Here is a 25,365-nt window from a genome sequence, read left to right on the forward strand (position 1 = left end):
CGGCCCTCACGCCCGCCGACCCATCACTTGGACCAATAGACGCCCGTGACGTCGTTGGCCTGGATCGGCGAGTTCTCCCACATGCCCACGAGGCGGGCGTCCCAGACGCCGCTCTTCGGCAGCTGGAAGAGGAAGACGTTCACCGCGTTGTCGGCGATGCGACGCTGCGCCTCCTGGAGGAGCTCGATGCGCGCCGCCGGGTCGGTCTCCACGTCGAGCGCGTCGAGGATCTCGGTCAGGCGCGGGTCGTCGACGTGGAAGTAGTAGTCCGGCCGGCCATAGATGCCGATGTCCGACGGCTCGGTGTGGGCGACGATGGTGAGGTCGTAGTCCTTGCCGCGGAAGATGCGGGAGAGCCATTCGGCCCACTCCACCGGCTCCAGCGTCACGTCGATGCCGACCTCGCGCAGCTCCGAGGCGATGATCTCACCGGAACGGCGGGCATAGGAGGTGGGCGGCAGCGACAGCGTGAGCTTCAGATTCTCGACCCCCGCCTCGGCGAGGAGCGCCTTGGCGCTCGCGGGGTCGTAGGCGTTGACGCCGGTGAGATCGATGTAGGCCGGGTCGTGCGGCGGCATCGGCGCGCCGATCGGCGTGGCCGTGCCGTACATCGCCCCGTCGACCAGCGCCTGCCGGTCGACGGCGCGGGCGAGGGCCTGACGCACGGCGAGCTGATCCAACGGCGGGCGGCGGGAGTTGATCGCCATGATCGTCTCCCCCTCGGTGGTGCCGCTCTTCACGGTGAAGCGCGGGTCGGCTGCGATCACCGGCAGCGTCTCAGGCGCGCCGAAGGAGGGGAAAGCGTTGATGTCGCCCGCCATCAGCGCCGCGAGCGCCACCGTCGGATCGCCGACGAAGGCGAACTCCACGCGCGGCAGCTTGGCCGCCTCGCCCCAATAATCGTCGTTGCGCACGAGGACGATGCGGTCGCCGCGCCGCCAGCGCTCGAACCGGAACGGGCCGGTGCCGACGGGGGTCTGCTTGTTGGTCTCGGCACTGTCGGGGTGGACCATCACCGCGTCGCCCCAAGCGAGCGAATAGGGCAGATCGGCGTCGGGCCGCGAAAGGTGGATGACGAGCGTCGTCGGATCGGGCGCCGCGACGCTCTCGATCGCCGCGAAGAGCTGCGGCTGGGCGTTCTCGGCACCCGGCGCGCGCGCCCGGTCGAGGGAGAATTTGGCGACGTCAGCGTTGAACGGCTTGCCGTCGTGGAAGGTGACGCCGTCGCGCAGCGTCAGGGTGAGGGAGAGGCCGTCGTCGCCGAACTCCCAGTCGGTCGCGAGGCCCGGCACCACGTGACCCTCGGCATCAATGCGGGTGAGGCCCTCGAAGACGTTGGCATAGAGCACTTCGTCGATGGCGGCGGCGGCGCCGGCGGTCGGATCAAGATGCGGTGGCTCAAGACGCATGCCGATGATGAGGGGCCGATCCACCGGAGCTGCGATCGCAGAGATCGTGGTGGCAAAGGCAAGGGCGAGGGAGAGGAGAAGTCGACGTGCCATGTCCGCCTGCGTTTTGGAACCGGCCTTTCCTTATCGCGATCTCAGGGGTGGGACCAGTCGCGCGGCGGGAAAAGATGGCATTGGCAAACAAAGCACCGGCCCGCCGCGGTGGAGCGCGGCGGGCCGGCCAAAAAGAAAAGCCCGGCGGTTGGACCGCCGGGCTTCCCCATCCGAGAGGTGGACGGGATTAGAAGGAGCGCTGAGCGCGGAAGAAGGCGGAGAGGGCCGAGCCCGAACCAGCGTCCGCGGTGTCGACGTACTTGAACTGGGCACCCAGGCCGAGCACGAAGCCAGCGACCGGCGAGTAGCCGAGGAAGGCGTCGACGTCGAAGTTCGAGAAGTCGAGGTCGTCGTTGAAGATGCCGTCGCCGTTCACGTCGAAGGTGTTGTTGCCGTAGTCAGCGTACATGTAGCCGACCTGCACGCCCAGGGACACCGTCGGGGTGAAGGAGGTCGAGAAACCACCCGAGATGTTGAAGGCGTCGACGAGGTTCAGGTTACCGCCGGGGCCGACCGTCGCGTCCCAGGGGCCGTAAGGAGCCACCGCACCCGAGGAGGTGTAGTTCAGAGCACCCTGGCTGTAGCCACCCTGGATACCGACCTGCGTGCCGTTACCGAAGGGAACGTTGACGTTCACACCGGCGCCGATCGCGAAGCCGTACTTGCTGTCGCTGAAGATGTCTTCAACGTAGTGGCCGGCAGCCATCAGCTGAGCGGAACCCCAGCCCTGGTCGACGCGGAGCGCGCCCACGATGTCAGGGATACGCGAACCCTGGTAGGTGCCACCCTGGATGCCGTAGCGGCGGGTCAGCTCGTCTTCCAGCGAGAGCGTGGCGGAGAAGCCGTTGCCGAAGGCGAAGGTGTAGGCGGCGAGGTTGGTCTTCGTGTCCGACAGCGAGTCGGTGAAGAGCTGCGACGAACCGTACGACGCGTCCAGGAAGTCGTAGAAGGACTGCGTGCGACCGAAGGTCAGACCACCGAACTGGATGAAGGCGTTGTTCAGCGTGACGCCGAGGTTACCACCGAACTGGCTGGTCCAGTAGATTTCAGTGAAGGTCCGCAGGAGGCCGAACTCGGTGTTCGTGCGGCTGTCCATGTAGAGGTAGGCACGCGCACGGAAGCGGTAGCCGTTGGAGCCGTCCTGGCTGTAGCCGCCCAGGATGTTGAAGTCGTCATCATCCGGGTCGAAGAAGACGTTGTAGTCAGCGCGGATACGGCCAGCGACGCGCAGGCAGGTCTCCGTGCCGGGGATGTAGTAGAAGCCCGTCCCGTACGCATCGCAGATGCGGACGTAGTCGATCGGCTCGACGACGACCGGAAGGTCAGCCGCCTGCGCCCCGGTCACCGCGAGAGCACCCGCAGCCGTGCCGAGGACAAGACGCTTAATGTTCATGTCTCGATCTCCAAAGAGGTTCACTGTAGAGGTCCTTTGACTTTCGTTCCGGCGGTGACCCTCGGGGCCGAAAGTCGCCGGATCTCCAACTCGATTTGAGAAGCCGCTGCGGCCCGCCCAAACCTGCGACCGGTTTGTTTCCGCCCCCGTCGCGAGGTGACATTGCGCACCGGCCCCGCTCTGGGCAACGGAAAGCGTGCAAGGAGAAGCCCCTAAACCCCGCACTCCATCTGCGATGTTGCACGGACAACACGTTTTTGATGCAGACCCGGAGAAATCCAGCCGGTTGGGCAAGGGTTCATTAGGAAATCCGGCACGATAGGCGGCCGGGCTGTGGACAAATCGGGGGGCGGCGGCAGGCGTCGCGAACAATCGGATTCGCCCCGGAACACGGCGATCTCCGGCCGCTACCAGCTCGTTCCCAACAGCACCGGCATCGCCTGAAGGGCCTCGCCGAGCAAGGCGTGGCCGGCCGCGAGCCCTCCCCCCGTCAACGGCAGACGCAGCGGCCGGGAGATCTCCGCCGCAAGCTCCGCGACAGCATCGGGACGCAATGTCAGGCTGTTGGCCGAGCCGAGCAGGCGCAGGGGGCGGATCGGCACGACGATCAGGAGGGCGTCGGCCGCGTCCTCCCGCCAGAAGGCGGCGAAGGCGTCGGCATCGGAACCGGTGAGCGGCAGGGGGGCGAGGCTGCCGCGTGCGAAGAGCTCGGGCCGGGCCCGGCGGGCGGCGAGGCCTTCGAGAAGGATTCGGGCCTTGATTCGCCCGTCCGCCCATCCATCGCGCAGCGAATCCGATTCGCTCGCCCGCGCCGATTCGCACAGGCTCGCCTCGGCGGCAAAGTCCACCGGCCGGCGATTATCGGGATCGACCATCGAAAAATCCCAGCCGAACGTGCCCTGGTAGATGTCGGCAGCCGGTCGGGCCGTGGTCTTGAGGAGCGCCTGGGAGAGCCCCACCACCGCGCCGGCACGGTGCACGTCGGCAAGCGGGGCGAGGCGGTCGAGCGAGGTCGCCATCGCCTCGGCCGCAGCAGCCACCTCCTCCTCGAAGACCGGATCGGCGCGCGTCCAGCTCGTTTCCTCCTTGGCCTCGCGCACGGTCTTCAGCACCGCCTCGCGGAAGCGGTCGGCAAAGGCCGGGTCGCAGCCGAGCGGGGCGGAGGCGAACAGCATCTGCCCGAAGGCCCAGCGCCAGCGCTCGGGCAGCTCGCCCGACAGCATCGGCCAGACCCGCTCCCACATCGCGACGGCGGCGGGGTCGGAGAGGGCGTAGAGGCGGGCGCGGGCATCCTCGCCCCGCTTGGTGTCGTGCGTCTGCGTCGCCGCGAGGCCGCCGTCTTGCGCCACCTCGAGGTAGCGTTCTTCACCGAGTCGTGGCGACAATTCGCCTCCGACCTCGTTGAGCGCGATCAACCGGTGATGGCGGAAGAACACCGTGTCCTCCACCGCCTTCGCCATCAAGGGACCGCTCGTCTGCTGCAGGCGTGTGGTGAATTCCGCCGCCGCCTCGCCCTCCGGCGGGGCGAGCAGGAGCGCCACCAGATCCTCCAGCACCCGGCGGTCCTCGAGCGGCTCGGCCTCGGCTGACGCCACCGCCGCCTCGAGCACCTCGCGGTCCGCCTCGGTGGGCGCGTCGACGACGAGGTAGGTGCGGTAAACGGGCATCCCGAGCATCAGCGCGACGAGCCCCTCGCGCACCGTGACCGGGCCGTAGTCGCGGGTGCGCGGATCGTCGGCGAAGAGGGTGAGGGCGAGGCTCGTCAAGCGCTCCAGCTCGCCGGCGAGGTTGCGCGTGATGATCTCGCGCTTCGCCTCCCGCGTCAGCGCCTCGATGTCGTTGGAGGCGAAGGCGCCATAGTCCTCGGTGAGCCGCTCGAGCCCGTCCGCGTCGGTGAAGAGGGCCGCCATCGCCGCGATGAACTCGTAGCCCGTCGTCCCCTCCACCGGCCAGGGCCGCAGCGTCTCGTCGGACTCCAGGATCTTCTCCACGAACACCGGAACGCCGAGACGCTCCGACAGGCGTTCCAGATAGCCGGCCGGATCGGCGAGCCCGTCCACATGGTCGACGCGCACGCCCTGCACCCTCCCCTCCGCGACGAGGCGGGCGAGGAGGCGGTGGACGTCGTCGAACACCGCCTCGTCCTCCACCCGCACCCCGACGAGGCCGGTGATCTCGAAGAAGCGGCGATAGGTGAGACCGTCGCGCCCAAGTCGCCAGTGAGCGAGGCGGTAGTGCTGCGCCTCGTGGCACTCGTGAAGGTCGGCGATCGTCTCGGTGCCGGGGGCGAGCGGCAGGTCCATCCCCGGCACGCGCAGGACCGGCCCCCAGTCCGCCCGCTCGCTCCGCACGATGTCGCCTTGCGCCAGCGCAACGTCGTAGGGCTCGCCAAGAATCGGCAAGATCAACTTGCCCGCCGACCAGTCGATGTCGAAGTGACGGGCGTAGGCCGAGGCCTCGCCATAGGTCAGGACGTCGCGCCACCAGGGATTCTCGGTGGAGGCGGCCATATGGTTGGGGACGATGTCGAGGATCAGCCCCATCCCCGCGGCCGCGAGCGCATCGGCGAGGCGGTCGAAGCCCGCCTCGCCGCCGAGGCACGGATCGAGGGCGTTGTGGTCGACCACGTCGTAGCCGTGGGTCGAGCCCGTCGTCGCCGCGAAGATCGGCGAGGCGTAGAGGTGGGTGATCCCCGCCGCGGCGAGGTGCGGCACGATCGCGGCCGCTTCGGCGAAGCCAACTCCGTTGCGAAACTGCAACCGATAAGTGGCCCCGATCCGCATCACCCTCCCCTCGCCTCCCGCACGGTCCGCAGCACGCGGCGCAGCAGCTCCGACCCCTTCACCGCCTCCACGTCGAGCGGCAACGTGTGCCGCCAGTTGGGATGCTCGTGGTCGGTTCCCGGCAGATTGACGAGCCGGCGCCCGCCGACGACGTCCTCGAGCCGCACCGCCATGAGGCGCGACCGGGTCCGCGCCAGGGTGCGGTGGAAGGCGACCACGATCGCATCGTCGAGTCGACCCTCCGCCCGCGTCGCCGGCAGGCCGGACAGGGCGAGCAGCAACTGCTTCTCGACGAGCCGGGCGCTCCGCTCGTGCCGCGCCACCCGCTCGTCGATGCGGCCGAGGTCGAGCCGCAACTCGATCTCGTCGCCGAGCCACCAGGCCGCGAGCGGCGCCATGTCGTGGGTGGAGAGACAGGCGAGCGCGTCGCCCGGATAGCGCGCCGGCGGGATCATCCGCATGCCGTCCCGCTCGAACGAGAGGATGCGGGTGGAAAAGATCCGCCGCGCCACCATGCGCTCGCGAAACCCCACCGGCACCACGCCGAGATCCTCGCCGATGGCGATGGCGCGGTGGGCGTGGGTCGCCGCCACCACCTCCTCCACGAGGCCCGGCTGACGCACATAGGCGCCCTCGACGGCCGGCATGTCGTCGGGGATGAGGAACAGTCGCTCCAACCCCATCGCGTGATCGATGCGCACGGCGCCGGCATTGCCCATCACCGCCGCGAGGATCGCCAGATAGGGCTCGAAGTCGCGGGTGACGAGCGCGGTGGGCGACATCGGCGCGAGGCCCCAGTCCTGCCCGTCGAGCGAGAAGAGATCCGGTGGCGCGCCGATGCGCAGGCCGCGCAGGGTGAGGCCCGGATCGCTCCAGGTGGCTGCCCCGTCGGGCGCCGAGCCCACCGCGAGGTCGAGATAGAGGCCGATGCGCATCCCGGCCGCCCGCGCCGCGGCTTGCGTCGCTGCAAGCTGATCGTCGGCGATGAACTGCAGCCAGACGTGGAAATCGACCGTCTCGTCCTCCGTGGCGGCGAACGCGCGCACCGCCTCGCCCGTCGGGTCGTGGTAGGCGGCGGGCCAATCCCACCACCCCGCCGGGTGGCCGGCGGCGACCATGTGGTGCGACAGCGCCTCGAAGACGGCGAAGTTCATCAGCGCGCCGCCGCCGCGGTCGGCGAAGCGGACGGCGGCGCGGCGGGCGGCGTCCGGCACCCGCCGATCGCCCGCGCGCCAGCGTCGATGGATCGCGCGCAACACCGCGAGCTTCAGGGGCACCACGGCGGCGTAGTCCACCCGCTCGTCGGACGGGGGCACCCCGCGGCCCGCGAGCACGTCGCCGAGGAGATCGGCCGAGTAGCCCGGCACCTCGTCCACCGCGATGATCATCGGGTTGAGGAAGCGCCGATCGGAGGGGGAGAAGGGTGAGGCGCGCTCCGGATCCGCCGTGAAGAGGGCGTGGAGCGGGTTGAGGCCCACGAAATCCGCCCCCTCCTCGGCGAAGGCGTCGATCAGCGCCTTGAGGTCGCCGAGATCGCCGATCCCGAGATTGCGCGCGGAGCGGAGCTGGTAGAGCTGCAGCGCCACTCCGAAGGTGCGCGTGTGATCGAGCCACTCCGGCACGAAGGCGGCGCGATGGGCGGAGGGCGGCGGATCGGGCGCCTCCCCGAGCATGTCGGCGAGGGCGCGCATCGTCGCCTCGGGCACCGGCGCCGCGTTTTCGCCGGGCCGGTCGAGGATCACCCCGGCCGCCCGCGCCCGCTCCTCGAGCGCCCTCGCGCTCAAGGACGCACCAGCGTAACGATCACCGAATGGGGTGCCCGCGTCGCCGGCGCCGCGATGCGGCCCTCGGCGACGGCGGCGACGATTGCCCCGTCCTGCCGCGGTCCAGCGTCCTCGGTGGTGAGATTGATCGCCATCGTGAGCACCGAGCCGTCGCCGAGCCGCCAGATCACGTCGACGATCCCGTCCTCGGCGCGCAGCACCTCCCCGGCGCCCGGCGGGATGCCTTCCAGGCGCGGCACGATCCACTCCGCCCGCGCCGCGAGGAGGGTCGCATAGAGGTCGAGCCAGGTCTTGCCCCGCTCGGTCTCGACCTTTTCCCAATCGACCCGCGAGGCCTCGAAGGTGGACAGGAGATTGGGATCGGGAATGTCCTCGCGCGTGTCGGGATCGATGAAGGCGTCGAACTTCGAGAACTCGTTGCGTCGCCCCTTGCGCACGGCGGCGGCAAGCTCCCCGTCGAAATCGCAGAAGAAGCAGAAGGGTCGCGTCTCGCCCCACTCCTCACCCATCCATAGGAGCGGGATCTGCGGAGTGAGGAGGAGCACCGCCGTCAGCGCGACCACCATGTCGTGCTCGGCAAGGTCGATCAGGCGCTCGCCGAAGGCGCGGTTGCCGACCTGGTCGTGGTTCTGGTTGAAGATGACGAACGCCGTCAGCGGCTGGCCGGTGGAGATCTCGCCGCGCGGCGTGTTGCCGTGGATCTTCGAGGGCTCGCCCTGGAAGATGAAGCCTTCCGACAAAGCCCGCCCCAGCTTGCGCCAGGGGTCGGTGACGAAGTCCATGTAGTAGCCTTCGCTGTCGCCCGTTGCGATGGGGTGAACGACGTTGTGATAGTCGTCGTTCCACTCCGCCGTGAAAAGGCGTGGCCGGCCCCCCTCATAGGGGTGGAGGCGCACGATGTTGCGCTCGTCCTCGGTGTGGAGGTGGATGGGCCGGTCGAAGCTCGCGCGGATGCGGCGGGCCATCTCCTCCAGGATCGGTTCGTCGGAAAGGTCCTGGATATGGTCGATGGCGTCGAAGCGCAGCCCGTCGAGGCGGAACTCGGTGAGCCAGTAGAGTGGGTTGTCGATGAAGTAGGCGCGCACCTCCGGCCGATCGAGGGCGATGGCGGCGCCCCAAGGGGTGTGCCGGTCGGGATGGAAGAAGGGGCTGGCGTAACGGCCGAGATAGTTCCCGTCCGGCCCGAAGTGATTGTAGACGACGTCGAGGAACACCATCAGCCCCTCGGCGTGCGCGGCGTCCACGAACGCCTTGAAGTCCTCCGGGGTGCCGTAGGCGGCGTGCGGGGCGTAGAGCAGAACCCCGTCGTAGCCCCAGCCGCGATTGCCGCCGAAATGGGCGAGCGGCAGCACCTCCACCGCGGTGACGCCGAGAGCCTTGAGGTGCGGCAGCTTCTCGATGGCCGCCTCGAAGGTGCCCTCCTCGGTGAAGGTGCCGACGTGCATCTCGTAGATGACCGTCTCCTCCCACGGCCGGCCCACCCAATGGGTCTGCCACTCGTAGGCGTCGGGATCGACGAGCTTGGAAGGACCGTGGACGCTGTCGATCTGACCGCGGGCGGCGGGGTCGGGCACCATCATCCCGTCGCCCAAGACGAACGCGTAGCCGCCGCCGACGGCGACGCGGTTGGTGACGATCTCGAACCAGCCGTCGTCGTCGCGGTTCATGGCGAGGTCGCCGCCGGGAGCGCGCAGCGAGACCTGCATTTCGTCGGGGGCCCAGAGGCGGAAGCGGGCGCTGCCGTCGGGAAGCAGCGTCGTACCCCAGGTGGTGGGGAAGGCATTCGTCGTCACAGGGTCTCCCCTCCTCAGTCGCTCCGATGGGTAAGAGTGTGGCACCGACCGTGCCGATGAACAGGGGGAACGCGCCGCCGGCGACCCCTCAACGGCTCCAGCCGGTGATCGCAAGGATCGAGTGGGCCGCCACGTCGAAGGGGGACGCCACCTCCGGCCCGTCGAACGGCGGATGGACCGAGCCGTCGTCGGTACCGAAGAGCTTGCGCCAGGCGATCTCCCCCAACGCCCCGTCGAGGGTGAAGACGACGTCCTCCCCCGAGGCGTTGAAGAACACGATGGCCCGCTCGCCCCCGCCATTTGCCAGCACCATGCCGATGACCTTGGGGTCGAGCCGATGCCAGTCCTCGTCGGTCATCTCGGTCCCGTCGGAGCGCAACCAGCAGACGTCGCGCCCGCCCGCCTCGTCGTTCTCGTCGAGCAGGTCGCCGTGCAGGAAGCGCGGCTGCGAGAACACGCCGATGTCCCGGCGCGCGGCGATCAACCCGCGCACGAACTCGTGGAAGGCGGCATCGCGCGTCTCGTGCTCACCCCAACCGAGCCAGCTCATCTCGGTGTCCTGGCAATAGGCGTTGTTGTTGCCGAACTGGGTGCGGCCCACCTCGTCGCCCATCAGGATCATGGGGGTGCCCTGGCTCACGAGCAGCGTCGCCATCAGGTTGCGCCGCATGCGATCGCGCAGGTCGAGGATCAGGACGTCGTCGGTGTGCCCCTCCACACCGCAATTCCACGAGCGGTTGTCGCCGTGACCGTCGCGATTGTCCTCGCCGTTCGCCTCGTTGTGCTTCTCGTTGTAGGAGACGAGGTCGGTGAGGGTGAAGCCGTCGTGCGCGGTCACGAAGTTGACCGATGCCCAGGGCCGGCGGCCATTGTGGTCGAAGAGGTCGGCGGAGGCGAGGAGGTCGCGCCCGACCGCCGGCAGAAGGTGGGGATCGCCGCGCCAGTAGGAGCGCACGTCGTCCCGATAGCGGCCGTTCCACTCGGCCCAGCCGGGAGGGAAGTTGCCGACCTGATAGCCGTCGTGGCCGAGGTCCCAGGGCTCGGCGATCATCTTGACCTCCGACAGCACGGGGTCCTGCATCACCGCGTCGAGCCAGGCGGCGGAGCGGTCGAAGCCGCCGCCCTCGCGGGCCATCGACGGCGCGAGGTCGAAGCGGAACCCGTCCACCTGGCAGACCTCCACCCAATAGCGCAGCGAATCCATCACCATCTGCATCACCCGCGGGTGGGCGACGTTGACGGTGTTCCCGGTGCCGGTGGTGTCGTGATAGTAGCGCTTGTGCTCGGAGAGCACGTAGTAGCTGAGGTTGTCGATGCCGCGGAACGACAGCGTCGGCCCCATCTGATTGCCTTCGGCGGTGTGGTTGTAGACCACGTCGAGGATCACCTCGATGCCCGCCTCGTGCAGCCGCCGCACCATGTATTTGAACTCGTGGTGCTTGGCGCCGGGCGTGACGTAGCGCGCCGCCGGAGCGAAGAAGTTCAGCGTGTTGTAGCCCCAATAGTTCCGCAGCCCCTTTTGCAGGAGGTGGCGGTCGTCGAGGAAATAGTGGACCGGCATCAGCTCCAGCGTGGTCACGCCGAGCTTGACGAGATGGTCGATGACGCGCGGATCGGCGAGGCCCGCGAACGTGCCGCGCAGGTGGTCGGGCACGTCCGGATGCATCGCCGTCATGCCCTTGACGTGGGCTTCGTAGATGATGGTGTTCTGCCACGGCACGCCCGGTCGGGTGTGGTTGCCCCAGGTCACCGCCTCGTCGACCACCATGCACTTCGGCATCGCGGGACCCGAATCGCGGCGGTCGTAGGAAAGATCCTCCCGCGTGGAGCCGAGGCGATAGCCGAACATCGAATCGTGCCAGCGCAGCTCCCCCCAGAGCGCCCGCGCATAGGGATCGATCAGGAGCTTGTTGGGGTTGAAGCGATGCCCGGCGTCGGGATCGTAGGGCCCGTGCACGCGGTAGCCGTAGGGCTGCCCCGGCCGCACCTCGGGAAAGTAGCCGTGCCAGATGTCGTGCGTCTTTTCCGGCAGCGCGATCCGATCGGTCTCGCGCCGGCCGGTCGCATCGAAGAAGCACAGCTCCACCCGCTCGGCGTTGGCGGAGAAGATGGCGAAGTTGGTCCCCGAGCCATCCCACTTGGCGCCGAGCGGCGTCGGCGACCCGGCCTCAACCCGCATAGGCGTCAGGCCGGAACGAACACCAGGCCGGCGAGCGGCGGCAGGGTGATTGCGGCCGACTGCTGGCGGCCATGATAGGGGATAGCTTCGGCGACAATCTCACCGGCGTTGCCTACGTTGGTGCCGCCATAGATCGCCGCGTCGGTGTTCAGCACCTCGCGCCAGCGTCCCGGCGAAGGGAGACCGATCCGGTAGTTCGACCGTACCACCGGCGTGAAGTTCATGACCGCCACGGCCGGACTGCGGTCCGCGGCAAAGCGGGCGTACACGAAAACCGACCCGTCCGCATCAGCCGCATCGATCCATTCGAACCCGTCGGGATCACAATCCTTCTCGTGCAGCGCCTTTTCCCCACGATAAAGGCGGTTGAGGTCGCCGACGAGCGTCTGCACCCCCTTGTGGAAAGGATCGACGAGTAGATGCCAGTCGAGACTCTGGTCGTGATTCCACTCCCGCTCCTGGCCGAACTCCCCGCCCATGAAGAGCAGCTTCTTGCCGGGATGGGTCCACATGAAGGCGAAATAGGCGCGCAGGTTGGCAAATCTCTGCCACCGGTCGCCCGGCATCTTGCCGAGCAGCGAGCCCTTGCCGTGCACCACCTCGTCGTGGCTGAGCGGCAGGATGAAGTCTTCTGAAAAGGCATAGTGGAGGCCGAAGGTCATCGCGTTGTGATGATAGCGGCGGTAGATGGGCTCACGCTGGATGTAGTGTAGCGTGTCGTGCATCCATCCCATGTTCCACTTGAAGTCGAAGCCGAGGCCACCCTCGTTCACCGGCCGCGACACCTGGGGGAAGGCCGTCGATTCCTCCGCCGCGGTGAGCGCGCCGCGCCCGTCCTCGGCGACGCGCGTGTTGAGCGAGCGCAGGAAGGCGATGCTCTCCAGATTCTCCCGCCCGCCGTGCACGTTGGGCACCCACTCGCCGTGCGAGCGCGAGTAGTCGCGGTAGAGCATCGAGGCGACGGCATCCACGCGCAGCCCGTCGACATGGTAGCGGTCGAGCCAGAAGAGGCCGTTGGCCTCCAGGAAGTTCGCCACCTCGCGCCGGCCGAGATTGTAGATGAGGGTGTTCCAGTCCTTGTGAAAACCCTCGCGCGGGTCGGCGTGCTCGTAGAGGTGGGTGCCGTCGAACTCGCCGAGCCCGTGCGCGTCGGTCGGAAAATGCGCCGGCACCCAGTCGATGATGACGCCGAGGCCCTCCCGGTGCGCCCGATCGACGAAGCGGGCGAAACCTTCCGGCGAGCCGAAGCGCGAGGTCGGGGCATAGAGGCCGATGGGCTGATACCCCCACGAGCCGGAGAAGGGATGCTCGGAGATCGGCAAGAGTTCGACGTGGGTGAAGCCGAGCTCCTTGGCGTAGGGGATCAGCTCGTCGGCGAGGGCGTCGTAGTCGAGGAGGGTGTTGCCCGAGCCGCGCCGCCAGGAGCCGAGATGCACCTCGTAGATCGAAATCGGCGCGGCCCGGTCGTTCTGCGGCGCCCGCGCGGCCATCCATCCCGCGTCCTGCCAGTCGTGCTCGACGAGGCCGTGGACGACCGACGAGGTGGCCGGCGGTTGTTCGGTGGCGAAGGCGAACGGGTCCATCTTGAGCGGCAGCGTGTTGCCGTGCGGGCCGACGATCTCGAACTTGTAATAGAGGCCACGGGAGAGGCCGGGGATGAACATCTCCCACATGCCCGCCTCGGTGCGGCGGCGCATGACGTGGCGTCGTCCGTCCCAGCCGTTGAAGTCGCCGACCACCGACACGCGGCGCGCGTTCGGCGCCCAGACGGCGAAGGCGACCCCGTCCACCCCCTCCATCGTGGTCGGGTGCGCGCCGAGCCGCTCGTAGAGATTATGGTGACGGCCTTCGGCGATCAGATAGATGTCGAGCTCGCCGAGGATCAGGCCGAAGCGGTAGGGATCATCCGCCTCCCAGCTGTGCTTTCCCGACCAGAGCTTCAGTCGGTAGGCGAACGGCTTCCCCTCCATCACCGCCACGAACAGCCCGTCGGGGTGCACCTTCTCCATCGGCGCCACCACGGCGCCGTCGAGATCAACCACGGCGGCCTTGTCGGCATGGGGCGCGAAGGTGCGCACCACCAACGCGCGATCGCCCCCGCCGTGCATGCCGAGGACGGCATAGGGATCGCCGTGGCGACCGGTGACGATCGCCTCCGCCGCCTGCGGCAGAAGATCGTCGCGTTGGCGGATATCGTTCATTCGCTCTCTCCGACGTCGTTCTCGGCGATGGTCTCGTCCGCCCACGCCGACACGCCTCGCGCATCGGCGAGCACGTCCATCACCCCCGCAAGGGGAATGCGCACCCACGTCGGACGGTTCGCGAGTTCGTAGCCGATCTCGTAGATAGCCTTGTGCAGCGTGAAGAGATCGAGGAGCGCGGCGGTCAGCTCCGGGGCGGGCGCCTTCTCGCCGATCGCCGCGAGATAGGCGCCGAGGAAGGCGCGGCGGGTGGTGTCGCGCCACGCGAGGGCCTTCACCCTCGCCTCCTCGAGGTTGGCCTCGTGCGTGCCGCGCCAGCGCGACAGGGCCATCGCGGCGGCATAGTCGAACGAACGCAGCATCCCCGCCACGTCGCGCAGCGGCGCCGACTTGGCGCGGCGCTCGTCGAGCGTGCGGGCGGGCTCCCCCTCGAAGTCGATCACCACCAGATCGCCCTGGGCCACCAGCACCTGGCCGAGATGATAGTCGCCGTGGATGCGCGTCTTGACGCCCGACGGGGCGGCGTCGCGCACCGCGGCGTAGCGCGCCGCCACCTCGTCGCGCCGTTCGATGAGCGCCTGGGCGTCGGCCGCGGAGTCCTCCGGCAGCTGGGCGAGGTGGGCCTTGAGACGGGCGAACACCCGATCGGCCTCCGCCGTCGCGTCGTCGGCCCAGCGGGCGAGATCGTCGGCGCCGATCGGCTCGGGGCGGAAGGCCTCGCTGGTCTCGTCCGCCGCGAGGGCGAGATGCAGCTCGGCCGTCCGCTGACCCGCGAGCGCGCCGATGTTGAGGGGGAAGGTGAGAATGGGCTCCTCCCCCTCGGCCGTGTCGGCCTCGATGAGGTCCGCGCCTTCGAGGTGCCGCGCCAAGGCGTCGAGCACCGACGACCACGCGTCGCCCTGGTTGGGCACGAAGGAGAAGGCGGCGGCGAGCACCGCCGGCGCCCCGTCCCCGTCGAGCTCGATGGTGCCGACGAGCGCCGGGGTATGGGAATAGCCGACGTCGGTCAGGTGGCGGGCGACCTCCACGTCGGGCTGCTCGCCCTCGCGCAGCCGGCGGTAGATCTTCAGGATGATCTGCTCGCCGAACACGATCGAGACGTTGGACTGTTCGAGCCCGAGGGGTCGCGCCGGCGCGAGCTCCTCGATCTCGGTCAGCGCCGGCGAGCCCTTGAAGTGCACCCTCCCCCGCGTTTCGCCGCGGATCATCAGCTGGACGAGCTCGGCCGCGAGCGACTCGTCGACGGTACCGTCGATGAGCGCGCCCACCAGCGGGCCGGAGCGGACCTTGGCGAGGGTATAGGAGAGCTTGGGCGCGCCCATGCGCAGATTCTCTTCGCCCCAGCGCACCGAGAGCGGGGCGAGGTAGCGCTGGACGCCGGAGGCCAGCGTGACCTCGAGCGCGGCCAAGGCGTGGGTGCTCGCCTTGTCGAGAATGGCGAGCGGCTCCAGCCGCACCGCTTCGATCCGCTCGTCCTTCGCCGCGAACCAGCGCTGCAGCGGCAGGAACTGCGGCAGCGTGCTCGCCTCGAGCTGGCTCTTCTCGCGGCCGCGGATCGCCCCCTCGATACCACCGCCGCGGGTGGTGAGGGTGACGAAGTCGGGCAGCGGCTCCGGCGTCGCCTCGTGCCAGAGCGGCGCCTCCTCCGGCCCCGCCAGCACGAACCAGAAGAAGCCGAAGGCCGGCAGCGTGACCATATAGGGAAGGTCGCCGATGGGCGGGAACGGCGTGCGTCCGGTCAGTTCCACCGGCACCTTGGTGCGGTGCGCCGAAAGATCGAGCTCCACCGCCTGCGCCGAGCGGCTGAGATTGGCGACGCAGAGAATCGCCTGGCCCTGATACTCGCGGATATAGGCGATGATCTTGCGGTTGCGCGGATAGATGAACTGCATCGTGCCGCGCCCGAAGGCCGGGTGCTGCTTGCGCACCAGAATGATGCGCCGCATCCAGTTGAGCAGCGAGGACGGGTCGTTCTCCTGCGCCTCCACGTTGATCGCCTGGTAGCCGTAGACCGGGTCCATGATCGGCGGCAGGTAGAGCTGCTGCGGGTTGGCGCGCGAGAAGCCGCCGTTGCGGTCGGCCGACCACTGCATCGGCGTGCGCACCCCGTCGCGGTCGCCGAGATAGTAGTTGTCGCCCATGCCGATCTCGTCGCCGTAGTAGAGCACCGGGGTGCCGGGCATCGACAAGAGGAAGGCGTTCATCAACTCGATCTTGCGCCGATCGTTCTGCATCAGCGGCGCGAGGCGGCGGCGGATGCCGAGATTGATGCGGGCGCGGGCGTCCTCGGCATAGGTGCGCCAGAGATAGTCGCGCTCCTCGGCGGTCACCATCTCGAGCGTCAGCTCGTCGTGGTTGCGCAGGAAGATCGCCCACTGGCAGTCGTCCGGGATCTCCGGCGTCTGGCGGATGATGTCGGTGATCGGGTGCCGATCCTCCTGCGCCAGCGCCATGTACATGCGCGGCATCAGCGGGAAGTGGAAGCCCATGTGGCACTCGTCGCCCTCGCCGAAATAGGGGCGCGTGTCCTCCGGCCACTGGTTCGCCTCGGCGAGCAGCATGCGGTCCGAGTAGCGCGCGTCGAGCGCCTTGCGGATCGCCTTCAGCACGTCGTGGGTCTCGGGCAGGTTCTCGTTGTTGGTGCCGTCGCGCTCGACGAGATAGGGGATCGCGTCGAGCCTGAGCCCGTCGACACCCATGTCGAGCCACTGGTTCATGACGGTGAGCACCTCCTCCATCACCTTCGGGTTGTCGAAGTTGAGGTCGGGCTGGTGCGAATAGAAGCGGTGCCAGAAATACTGCTCGGCCACCGGATCCCACGTCCAGTTGGACTTCTCGGTGTCGAGGAAGATGATGCGCGTCAGCTCGTACTTCTCGTCCGTGTCGGACCAGACATAATAGTCGCGCTCCGGCGAGCCCTTCGGCGCCTGACGCGCCGCCTGGAACCAGGGATGCTGGTCCGAGGTGTGGTTGATGACGAGCTCGGTGATCACCCGCAGCCCGCGCGCGTGCGCCTCCTTCACGAACACCTGGAAGGCCTCGATGTCGCCGTACTGCGGGTTGACGTTGTTGTAGTCGGCGATGTCGTAGCCGTCGTCGCGCAGCGGCGAGGGGTAGAAGGGCAGGAGCCAGATCGCCGTCACCCCCAGCGCCTGGACGTAGTCGAGCTTCTGCATCAGCCCGCGGAAGTCGCCGTAGCCGTTGTTGTCGGCGTCGTAGAAGGCCTTGATGTGGAGCTGATAGATGATCGCGTCCTTGTACCAGTCGGTGACGGAGCGATCGATGATGCCGTCGACCCCGGCGTCCTGGGGCGCGTCCTGCAGGGCGTCGACGGTTTCGGTGACGGGAGCGACAGCGTCCATCAGCGCTGCCCTCTCGGGTCGACCAGGCGCCAGATGAAATAGGGCCGTTGGTGCGGATCGATGTACACGTGTTGGACCTTGCCGTGCCAGGTGAAGCTGTAGTCGGCGACGAGGTCCTCCACCTCGATGGAGGCGTCGTCGCCGAGGCCGAATTCCCACAGCGGCACTTCGAAGTGGGCACCCTGGCCGTTGTGCGGATCGAGGCTGACGGCGAAGAGGAGGAAGGACGAGAGGTCCGCCGTCCGCTTGCCGTAGTAGAGAATCTGGTCGTTCCACATCTGGTAGAACGCGATGTTGGCGAACTCCTGGAGCGCCGGATGGGTCTGCCGCAGCCGGTTCATCAGCGCGATGTCCTCGCGGATGTTGCCGGGCTGGTCGAAGTTCCAGGCGCGCAGCTCGTACTTCTCGGAGTTGAGATACTCCTCCTTGCCCGGCACCGGCTCCCACTCGCAGATCTCGTAGCCGTTGTAGACGCCGTAGTTGCCGGCGAGCGAGGCGGCGAGCACCAGGCGCGACTGGAAGCCGGGCCGGCCGGAGGTCTGCAGGAACACCGGGTTGATGTCGGGCGTGTTGACGAAGAAGTTCACCCGCATCGTGTGGCGCTTCTCCGTGGTGGTGAGCTCCGTCATGTACTCGGTCAGCTCGGCCTTGGTGTTGCGCCAGGTGAAGTAGGAGTAGGACTGGTTGAAGCCGATCTTGGCGAGGCGGTGCATCACCTTCGGCCGGGTGAACGCCTCGGCGAGGAAGATCACGTCCGGATGCTTCGTCCGCACGTCGTCGATCATCCACTCCCAGAACGGGAACGCCTTGGTGTGGGGATTGTCGACGCGGAAGATCTTCACCCCATGCGCGACCCAGAAGAGAATGATGTCGCGCTGCGCCCGCCACAGCGCCGGCAGCGGCCGGTCGCCCTCGTAGAAGCGCACGTTGACGATGTCCTCGTACTTCTTCGGCGGGTTCTCGGCGAACTTGATGGACCCGTCCGGCCGCCAGTCGAACCAGTCGTGGTGGGCCTTGATCCACGGGTGGTCGGGCGAGCACTGGATCGCGTAGTCGAGTGCGATCTCGAGGCCGTGGTCGTGGGCGGCGGCCACCAGGCGCTTGAAGTCGTCGAACGTGCCGAGCTCGGGGTGGATCGCGTCGTGCCCGCCCTCCGCGCTGCCGATGGCGTAGGGGCTGCCGGGATCGTCGGGCGCCGGCGTCAGCGAGTTGTTGCGCCCCTTGCGGTTGGTCGTCCCGATCGGATGGATCGGCGTGAAGTAGAGAACGTCGAAGCCGAGGCCGGCGACGTAGGGGAGCCGGGCGATCACGTCGTCGAAGGTGCCGTGGCGCGTCACGTCGCCCGACTGGGAGCGCGGCATCATCTCGTACCAGGCGGAGAAGGCGGCGGCCTTGCGGTCCACCGTCAGGCTGAGGATGCGCTCGTAGTGGGAAAGGTTCGCCCGCCGCCCCGCCCGCCGCATCAGCGCCGCCGTCTTGTCGGTCATGAGAACGGCGAAGCGCTCGTTCTCGCCCGCCTCCTCCATGGCGGCGGCGAGCTCGGCGAGACGGGCCTGCTCGGCGACGGTGCCGCGGCCGCAGCCGACGGAGCCTCGCACCAGGTGCACCCCCTCCTCGAGCTCCAGCGCGATCGGGACGCCCGCATTGTGCTTCTTCGCGACCTCCTCCCGCCAGCTCTCGAACGTGTCGCGCCAGGCGATGATGGTGTACTCGTGGCCCATCACGTCGGTCGGCACGAAATGTCCACGCCAGCGATCGTTGACGAGCGGGGCGAGCGGCGCCTCGTCCCAGTTGTCGACGCCCTTGGGGCGCCACAGGATCGCCGCGCTCACCTTGTCGTGGCCGTCGCCGAAGACGTCGACCTCCACCACGAAGGGATGGCCGGCGACGGTCTTCGCCGGAAAGCGGCCGCCGTCGATTTCGGGGTCCACCCCCTCGATGGCGACGCGGTTCGCGGCCAACATTTCGAGCCGCGACGGCTGCGGCGCAGCCTCCGCGGTGGCGCGCTTGGGAGCTCGCCTCGGCTTACGGGCGGCAGTCGTTTCGCTCATGAGCGTCTCGGCAGTCTGTTGCGCGGAGGAACCGGACGAGGGCTCCATCCGACCCCGCCATGGCGGCGCGGAGCGGGCGTGCCGCGGCTGCGCGGCCCGGTCGCGGGATGGGTTTTCAAAGCGTCCATCGAGGCTCCGACAGTTCCGTCCGGTTCCCCTAGAGACTTATCGGAGGCGTCGAGATCGGCAAGGCTTGAGCGCGGCGCCACCACCGATTTCACGCCCTCGCCACGCCGCACGCCTCAAGCCTTTCGGAACTTGAAGCGGCGATCGGCTGGGACATATCCTCGGCAAGGGGCTGCCTCGCCGAGCGGCCATCGGATGGCGCGATCGCCACGGCACGAGGCCTCTCCATGGCTTCTCGCCGTGGCGTCCGACGTCGCCGGAGACTGGAGCAGCCCGTACCTCTGTCTTACGGACCTCGTTTATGATGAAACTTCTTCCGATCCTCTTCGCGGCCCTCGTGCTGGCGAGCTGTCAGGCCGATTCCCAGCGGGATCGCGCGCTCGGCGGCGGTGCCCTCGGCGGCATCACCGGTGCCGCCATCGGCGGGGCCGCAGGCGGCACCCGCGGCGCGCTCGTGGGCGGCGTCATCGGCGGGGCGGCGGGTGCCATCGCCGGCAGCGCCACCACGCCGAAGAACTGCGTCGACGGCTACGGCAACGCCGTGCCCTGCCCCTGATCGGACCGGCCGTGCAGCGCTCGGCGCCGCTCAGCGGCGCGCCGCGAGGACGGCGCCGAGCACCACCGCGTAGACCACGTGGCCGACTAGCGCCACGTAGGTGATGCCGGTGAAGCCCAGGAAGGGCGGGTTGCCGGCGACGAGGTGTGCCATCACGTAGAGGGCGAACACCCACAGCACGACCCCGTAGACCACCGCCACGACAAGCCAATGAATTCCCGGGATGATCGCCCGCGCGATCGGCAGCGCGATGAACACATAGCCGATCGGGTAGAACAGGATGCCTGTCGCCCAGTGCACGATGGTGCCGCCGAGCACGGCGCTCTCGGTGAGGCCGAGCAGCACTTGCAGCGTCTGCGTGGCGAGCGGCACGGGGGCGAGCCGGGCGAAGCCGAGCGTCGGTGTCAGCCACTGGCCGAACAGGTCGAAGGCGACCGTCGCGACGAGCCCGCCCACCAGCATGAGGGCGAGGCCGCCGGTGCTCACGACCGGCGTCGCGGAACGTTGGGTGAGGGACATCGCATGCATCTCCTTTTGTCATCCATCAAGGGTTGCGGCTGCAATTTACCACTCACGCTCGCGCCGCCCGAGGCCGAGATGGGGATGCGTCCGATCACGTGGCAGTCACTTTAGCGTCAGACATAGGCTACTTCTGAACCCCCGGCCCCCTAGATTGAAGGCGGCGCCGCGGGCCATCGCGCCCGCCGAACGAGGAGATCTTGATGACCGACGCCCCCGAGCGTTTTCTCAGCGGACAGGTCGCCGTCGTCACCGGCGGCAGCTCCGGGTTGGGGCAGGCCGCGGCCGTGGCGATCGCCCGGCGGGGCGCATCAGTCGTCGTCAACTACGCGGGCGATCCGAGCGGCGCCCACGAGACGGTGCGCCAGTGCGAGGCGGAGGGCGCCCGCGCCGTCGCCTTTCAGGCCGACGTCGCCGACGAGGAGGCGGTCGCCGCCATGTTCACCTTCACGGTGGAGGACTTCGGCGGCGTCGACATCCTCGTCTCCAACGCCGGCATCCAGATCGACGCCACCTTCACCGAGATGACGCGGGCGCAGTGGGACCGCGTGATGGCGGTGAACCTCACCGGCCAGTTCCTGTGCATGCAGCAGGCGGTGCGCCAGTTCCGCCGACAGGGCATGCGCGCCTCCCGCGCCCTCGGCAAGATCATCGCCACGAGCTCGGTGCACGACGTGATCCCCTGGGCCTTCCACGTGAACTACGCCACCTCCAAGGGCGGCCTCTCGATGCTCGTGAAGTCGGCCGCCCAGGAGCTCGCGCCGGAGAAGATCCGCGTCAACGCGATCTCGCCGGGGGCGATCGCCACCAAGATCAACGAGCCGGTGTGGAGCGATCCGGTGCAGGCGAGGGAGCTGATGAAGCTCATCCCCTACGGCCGCATCGGCGATCCGATGGACATCGGCGAGCCGATCGCCTGGATGGCCTCCGACTATGCCGACTACATGAACGGCGCGACGCTGGTGATCGACGGCGGCATGGAGCTCTATCCCGAATTCCGAGGCAACGGATGAGTGCGATCGCCACCGCCGAACCGGTGGACGAGCTCGTCTTCCCGGCCATCGAGGACTGCGCCGCGATCGGTAATCTGGAGACGGTGGCCCTCGTCGCCAACACCGGCACCATCGAGTTCTTCTCCTATCCGAACTTCGATTCACCCACCGTCTTCGCCGCCCTCCTCGACCGCAAGGCGGGCCACTTCGTCGTCGCGCCGGAGGACCTGCCGGCCGGCCGGCAGCGCTACCACGACGACACCAACGTGCTCGTCACCCGCTTCGAGACGCCCGACGGGGTGCTCGAGGTGACCGACTTCATGCCCGTCGGCGGCGAGGACGCGCAAAATCAGCTCGTGCGCATCGCCCGCTGCCGCGAGGGGCGGGTGAAGCTCGTCGCGCGCTGCAAGCCTTCGTTCAACTACGGCCACGGGCGCACGGTGGCGCGCCGCACCAGCTCGCGCAGCGTGGTGTTCGAGGACGGCACCGACAACCTGCCGCTGCGCCTCGCCGCCGACCGTCCCCTCACCCTGGAGGACGGCGTGGCGGGGCTCGACGCCACGCTCACCGCCGGCGAAGCGGTGATCTTCAACCTCGTGTGCGACAATTTCGGCGAGGACCTCGTGTCCTGCGGCAAGGTCGAGGCGGCGCTCGCGGCGACGCTCGACTGGTGGCGCAGCTGGGTGGGGCTCAGCTCCTACAAGGGGCGTTGGCGCGAGCGGGTGATGCGCTCCGCCCTCGCGCTCAAGCTGATGTTCTCCGAGACCCACGGCTCCATCGTCGCCGCCCCCACCTTCGGCCTGCCCGAGGCGATCGGCGGCGAGCGCAACTGGGACTATCGCTACTGCTGGGTGCGCGATTCGGCGTTCACCGTGTACGCCATGCTGAGCCTCGGCTTCACCGAGGAGGCCGCCAACTACCGCAAGTGGATGCGCGCCCGCTTCGCCGAGGACGATCACGGCCGGCTGCAGCTCATGTACCGTCTCGACGGCACCACCGACGGGCTGGAAGAACGCGAGCTCAGCTATCTGTCGGGCTATCGCGGCTCCGTCCCGGTACGCGTCGGCAACGCCGCCCACACCCAGACCCAGCTCGACATCTACGGCGAGGTGGTCGACACGCTCTATCTCGCCCATCGCCATCTCGGCGGCACCACGGAGGAGACCTTCGAGATCCTCGCCCGGGTGATCGACCATGTCTGCGCCACGTGGGAGGAGCCGGGCTCGGGGCTCTGGGAGATGCGCGGCGCACCCCAGCACTTCCTCGACGGGCGGCTCCTCTCCTGGGTCGCCGTCGACCGCGCGCTGCGCCTGTGCGAACAGACCGGCCTCACGCCCCGCCCCTATTGGCACGACACGCTGGAGCGCATCCGCACCTCGCTGGAAACGGAGTTCTTCAACCCCCGGATCGGCGCCTTCACGCAGGTGAAGGGGGGAAGCCTCGTCGATTCCGTCGCCCTCCTCATCCCCCTCGTGCGCTTCCTGCCGCCCACCGACCCCCGCGTCATCTCGACGCTGAAGGTGATCGAGGAGCGGCTCGTGACGGGTCCCTTCGTGCGCCGCTATCAGAAGGTGCACGTCTCGGTGGAGGGGGTGGACGGGCCGCCGGAGGGCGCCTTCGTCGCCTGCTCGTTCTGGTACATCGAGAATCTCGCCCGCGCAGGACGGGTCGGCGAGGCGGCCGGGCTGTTCGAGGAGATGCTCGCCTACGCCTCTCCCACCGGCCTCTATGCTGAAGAGATCGCCCCCGACGGCAGCCATCTCGGCAACTCGCCGCAGGCGCTCTCCCACCTCGCGATGATCAGCGCCGCCGTCGCCCTCGACGAGGCGATCGAATTCGGCGGCCAGCCCTTCTAGGGCATGCTCCGGAACCCCGGAGCTGGGCTCGCGCCGGCCCCGCGCAGCCGCAAAGGACGCCGCAGGCGGGCCGAAGAGCGGGGAGCTCCCCGCTCCGCTCACGGCCCGCCGCGGCCGGGCGTCAGGCCTTTTTCAGCTCGATCTCGACGAAGACGATCTCGCCATCGGTGCGGTTCTGCACGTCGTGCTCGACGCCGCAGTGGCGCGAGTAGCTGACGCCGAGCTGAAGCGTCGACTGCGCCTCCTTGCCGGCGGCGTCGACCATCGTCAGCGTGCCCGGCACAGTGGGCACCACCACATAGGGATACTCGTGCCGGTGGTAGCCGGTGGCGGTGCCGGGGGGGAAGCGCCACTCGGTCACACGCACGTGGTCCTCATCGACCTGGAGGGTGGGGATCGCTCCCCCTTCGGTGGCGCTCATCTGGATCTCCTATTTGAGTGGTCTCTAACGAAGCAAAAGCTCGCCCCCTCCTTAGCCTCTCTGGCACGAAGAGTGTATGGTGCGAATTGATCGAGGATCAGCGCGAGGCGCCCGCGAACCGCGGCGACAGCCCCGCTTCAACGCCCGCACCCGGCGGGTCATGTAAGGACATGCCATGGATCTGAGCCCGGCCCACAACCAGTCGCTGGAAGATCTCGACCGCGAGAACATCTTCCATCCCTTCACCCTGCCGTCCGAGCACATGGCGCACGGCCCGAAGATCATGGTGAAGGGTCAGGGCGTCCGCCTGACCGACAACCACGGGACCGTCTATCTCGACGGTCTCGCCGGTCTCTGGTGCGTCAACGCGGGCTACGGGCGTCAGGAGATCGTGGATGCGATCGCCAAGCAGGCCGCGCTGCTGCCCTACTACCACTCGTTCGCCTCGATGGGCACCGAGCCCGGCGTCTACACCGCCGACACCGTGCGCCGCATGGTGCCGGGCAACATGGCCCGCGTCCTCTTCGGCTGCTCCGGCTCCGACGCCAACGACACCCAGGTGAAGCTCGCCTGGTACTACAACAACCTCAAGGGCCGGCCGCAGAAGAAGAAGATCATCGCCCGCGATCGCGCCTATCACGGCGTCACCGTCGCCTCCGGCTCGCTGACGGGTCTGCCCACCGTGCACAAGGCGTTCGACCTGCCGCTGCCGCAGGTGGTGCGCGTGCGCTGCCCCCACTTCTACCGCGAGGCGGAGGCCGGCGAGAGCGAGGAGGCGTTCGCCGACCGTCTCGCCGCCGAGCTCGAGGCCACCATCGAGGCGGAGGGCGCCGACACCATCGCCGCCTTCATCGCCGAGCCGGTGATGGGCGCCGGCGGCGTCATCGTGCCGCCCAAGGGCTACTTCGAGAAGGTCCAGAAGATCCTCAAGGCGAACGACATCCTGTTCATCGCCGACGAGGTGATCTGCGGCTTCGGCCGTCTCGGCACGCCGTTCGGATCGGACTATTTCGGCATCGTGCCCGACATGATCTCGGTGGCGAAGGGCATCACCTCCGGCTACCAGCCGCTCTCTGCGGTGATCGTGTGCGAGGAGGTGTGGTCGACGATCCTGGAGAGCTCCGACTATCTCGGCACCTTCGGCCACGGCTACACCTACACCAACCACCCGATCGCCTGCGCCGCGGCCAACGCCAACATCGAGCTGATGGAGCGGGAGAAGCTGTTCGACAACGCGGCGACGGCCGGCGCCCACTTCCACGCCGCCCTGCACAGCCGTCTCGGCGATCACCCCGCGGTGGGCGAGATCCGCGGCGTCGGCCTGATGGGCGCCGTCGAGCTCGTCGCCGATCGCGCCACCAAGCGCTCGTTCGAGCCCGCGGCCGGCATCGCCAAGAAGGTGCAGGCCGACGCGCTCGCCCGCGGCCTCATCCTGCGGCCGATGATGAACGACTCGCTCGCCTTCTCCCCGCCGCTCTGCCTCACCACCACCGAGGCGGACGAGATCGTGGACATCCTCGCCGCCTCGATCGAGGCGAACATGGGGGCGATGAAGGACGCCGGCGCGAACCACTAGACCCGCCGGGCGGGGCGGCGCGCATCACGCGCCGCCCCGTGCCGCCACTCCCCCCGGGCCGATGGGGCCCGGCAGCGCCTTCCGCCGGCCGGCGCGACGAGTGGAAACGCCAGAGATGCTCCGCGGTTCCATCCGCTTTCCCCACTAACGTCTTTCCGATTCCGCAGAAGAGCGCCGCCCCGCCACACCACGCGCGGCGAAGGCCGCCCCATGCCGCGCGGCGATAGCAGTCTCGCCCGCGCGACCCCTCGGCCGCCGGCCCGTCGCGCCC

Annotated in this window: 15 protein-coding genes; 4 read left to right on the forward strand and 11 right to left on the reverse strand. The window is 68.5% G+C overall.

From position 1 onward, the window contains the following. Positions 1–23 precede the first annotated feature (23 nt). The 9 genes from JCR33_RS04675 to JCR33_RS04715 form a co-directional block, all read right to left on the reverse strand. Positions 24–1,502: an ABC transporter substrate-binding protein gene (locus JCR33_RS04675; protein WP_198880870.1), complete on the reverse strand. Its 1,479-nt coding sequence runs from the start codon at positions 1,500–1,502 to the stop codon at positions 24–26. A 187-nt stretch (positions 1,503–1,689) separates the two neighbouring features. Continuing rightward, positions 1,690–2,895 (reverse strand): porin, encoded by a 1,206-nt coding sequence (locus tag JCR33_RS04680; RefSeq protein ID WP_198880871.1) that lies wholly within the window; start codon positions 2,893–2,895, stop codon positions 1,690–1,692. Positions 2,896–3,302: 407 nt separating this feature from the next. Next, positions 3,303–5,678 (reverse strand): malto-oligosyltrehalose synthase, encoded by a 2,376-nt coding sequence (gene treY, locus JCR33_RS04685; RefSeq protein WP_198880872.1) that lies wholly within the window; start codon positions 5,676–5,678, stop codon positions 3,303–3,305. After that, entirely contained in the window at positions 5,678–7,462 is a 1,785-nt protein-coding gene (malQ, locus tag JCR33_RS04690; RefSeq protein ID WP_198880873.1) for a 4-alpha-glucanotransferase, read from the reverse strand. The genes treY and malQ overlap by 1 nt, the downstream gene beginning before the upstream one ends. Then, positions 7,459–9,255 carry a malto-oligosyltrehalose trehalohydrolase gene (gene treZ, locus JCR33_RS04695; RefSeq protein ID WP_211110124.1) on the reverse strand — a complete coding sequence of 599 codons (1,797 nt, stop codon included), beginning with the start codon at positions 9,253–9,255 and terminating at the stop codon, positions 7,459–7,461. The genes malQ and treZ overlap by 4 nt, the downstream gene beginning before the upstream one ends. An 88-nt stretch (positions 9,256–9,343) precedes the next feature. Continuing rightward, positions 9,344–11,434, reverse strand: coding sequence for a glycogen debranching protein GlgX (glgX, locus tag JCR33_RS04700; protein ID WP_198880874.1), 2,091 nt, complete (start codon positions 11,432–11,434; stop codon positions 9,344–9,346). 5 nt (positions 11,435–11,439) lie between these two features. Further along, the gene (glgB, locus tag JCR33_RS04705; protein WP_198880875.1) at positions 11,440–13,635 is read right to left on the reverse strand and encodes a 1,4-alpha-glucan branching protein GlgB; all 2,196 of its coding nucleotides are present in this window, start codon (positions 13,633–13,635) and stop codon (positions 11,440–11,442) included. Further along, positions 13,632–16,922: a maltose alpha-D-glucosyltransferase gene (gene treS, locus JCR33_RS04710; RefSeq protein WP_332461131.1), complete on the reverse strand. Its 3,291-nt coding sequence runs from the start codon at positions 16,920–16,922 to the stop codon at positions 13,632–13,634. Before treS ends, glgB begins: the two co-directional genes overlap by 4 nt. A gap of 74 nt (positions 16,923–16,996) precedes the next feature. Beyond that, positions 16,997–19,048, reverse strand: a complete 2,052-nt coding sequence (locus JCR33_RS04715; protein ID WP_211110068.1) for an alpha-1,4-glucan--maltose-1-phosphate maltosyltransferase — start codon at positions 19,046–19,048, stop codon at positions 16,997–16,999. A gap of 427 nt (positions 19,049–19,475) precedes the next feature. On the opposite strand from JCR33_RS04715, the gene JCR33_RS04720 reads away from it, so the two are divergent. Further along, complete coding sequence (locus tag JCR33_RS04720) at positions 19,476–19,730, forward strand: glycine zipper domain-containing protein (RefSeq protein WP_198880877.1); 255 nt, start codon at positions 19,476–19,478, stop codon at positions 19,728–19,730. 30 nt (positions 19,731–19,760) lie between these two features. Here JCR33_RS04720 and JCR33_RS04725 read toward each other — a convergent pair whose 3' ends face one another. Further along, positions 19,761–20,249 (reverse strand): hypothetical protein, encoded by a 489-nt coding sequence (locus tag JCR33_RS04725; protein WP_211110069.1) that lies wholly within the window; start codon positions 20,247–20,249, stop codon positions 19,761–19,763. Positions 20,250–20,452: 203 nt separating this feature from the next. Between JCR33_RS04725 and JCR33_RS04730 the strand changes: the two genes are divergently transcribed. Both JCR33_RS04730 and JCR33_RS04735 read left to right on the forward strand, forming a co-directional pair. Next, complete coding sequence (locus JCR33_RS04730) at positions 20,453–21,262, forward strand: glucose 1-dehydrogenase (protein WP_198880878.1); 810 nt, start codon at positions 20,453–20,455, stop codon at positions 21,260–21,262. Further along, positions 21,259–23,097, forward strand: coding sequence for a glycoside hydrolase family 15 protein (locus JCR33_RS04735; protein WP_198880879.1), 1,839 nt, complete (start codon positions 21,259–21,261; stop codon positions 23,095–23,097). The genes JCR33_RS04730 and JCR33_RS04735 overlap by 4 nt, the downstream gene beginning before the upstream one ends. A 121-nt stretch (positions 23,098–23,218) precedes the next feature. Here the strand turns inward: JCR33_RS04735 and JCR33_RS04740 are convergent, their stop codons facing one another. Continuing rightward, the gene (locus JCR33_RS04740; RefSeq protein WP_198880880.1) at positions 23,219–23,518 is read right to left on the reverse strand and encodes a cupin domain-containing protein; all 300 of its coding nucleotides are present in this window, start codon (positions 23,516–23,518) and stop codon (positions 23,219–23,221) included. Positions 23,519–23,693: 175 nt separating this feature from the next. Between JCR33_RS04740 and JCR33_RS04745 the strand changes: the two genes are divergently transcribed. Next, positions 23,694–25,094: an aminotransferase gene (locus JCR33_RS04745; RefSeq protein WP_198880881.1), complete on the forward strand. Its 1,401-nt coding sequence runs from the start codon at positions 23,694–23,696 to the stop codon at positions 25,092–25,094. Positions 25,095–25,365 lie beyond the last annotated feature (271 nt).

It is taken from the genome of Acuticoccus mangrovi, from assembly GCF_016411865.1.
In the GTDB taxonomy this organism is placed as follows: domain Bacteria; phylum Pseudomonadota; class Alphaproteobacteria; order Rhizobiales; family Amorphaceae; genus Acuticoccus; species Acuticoccus mangrovi.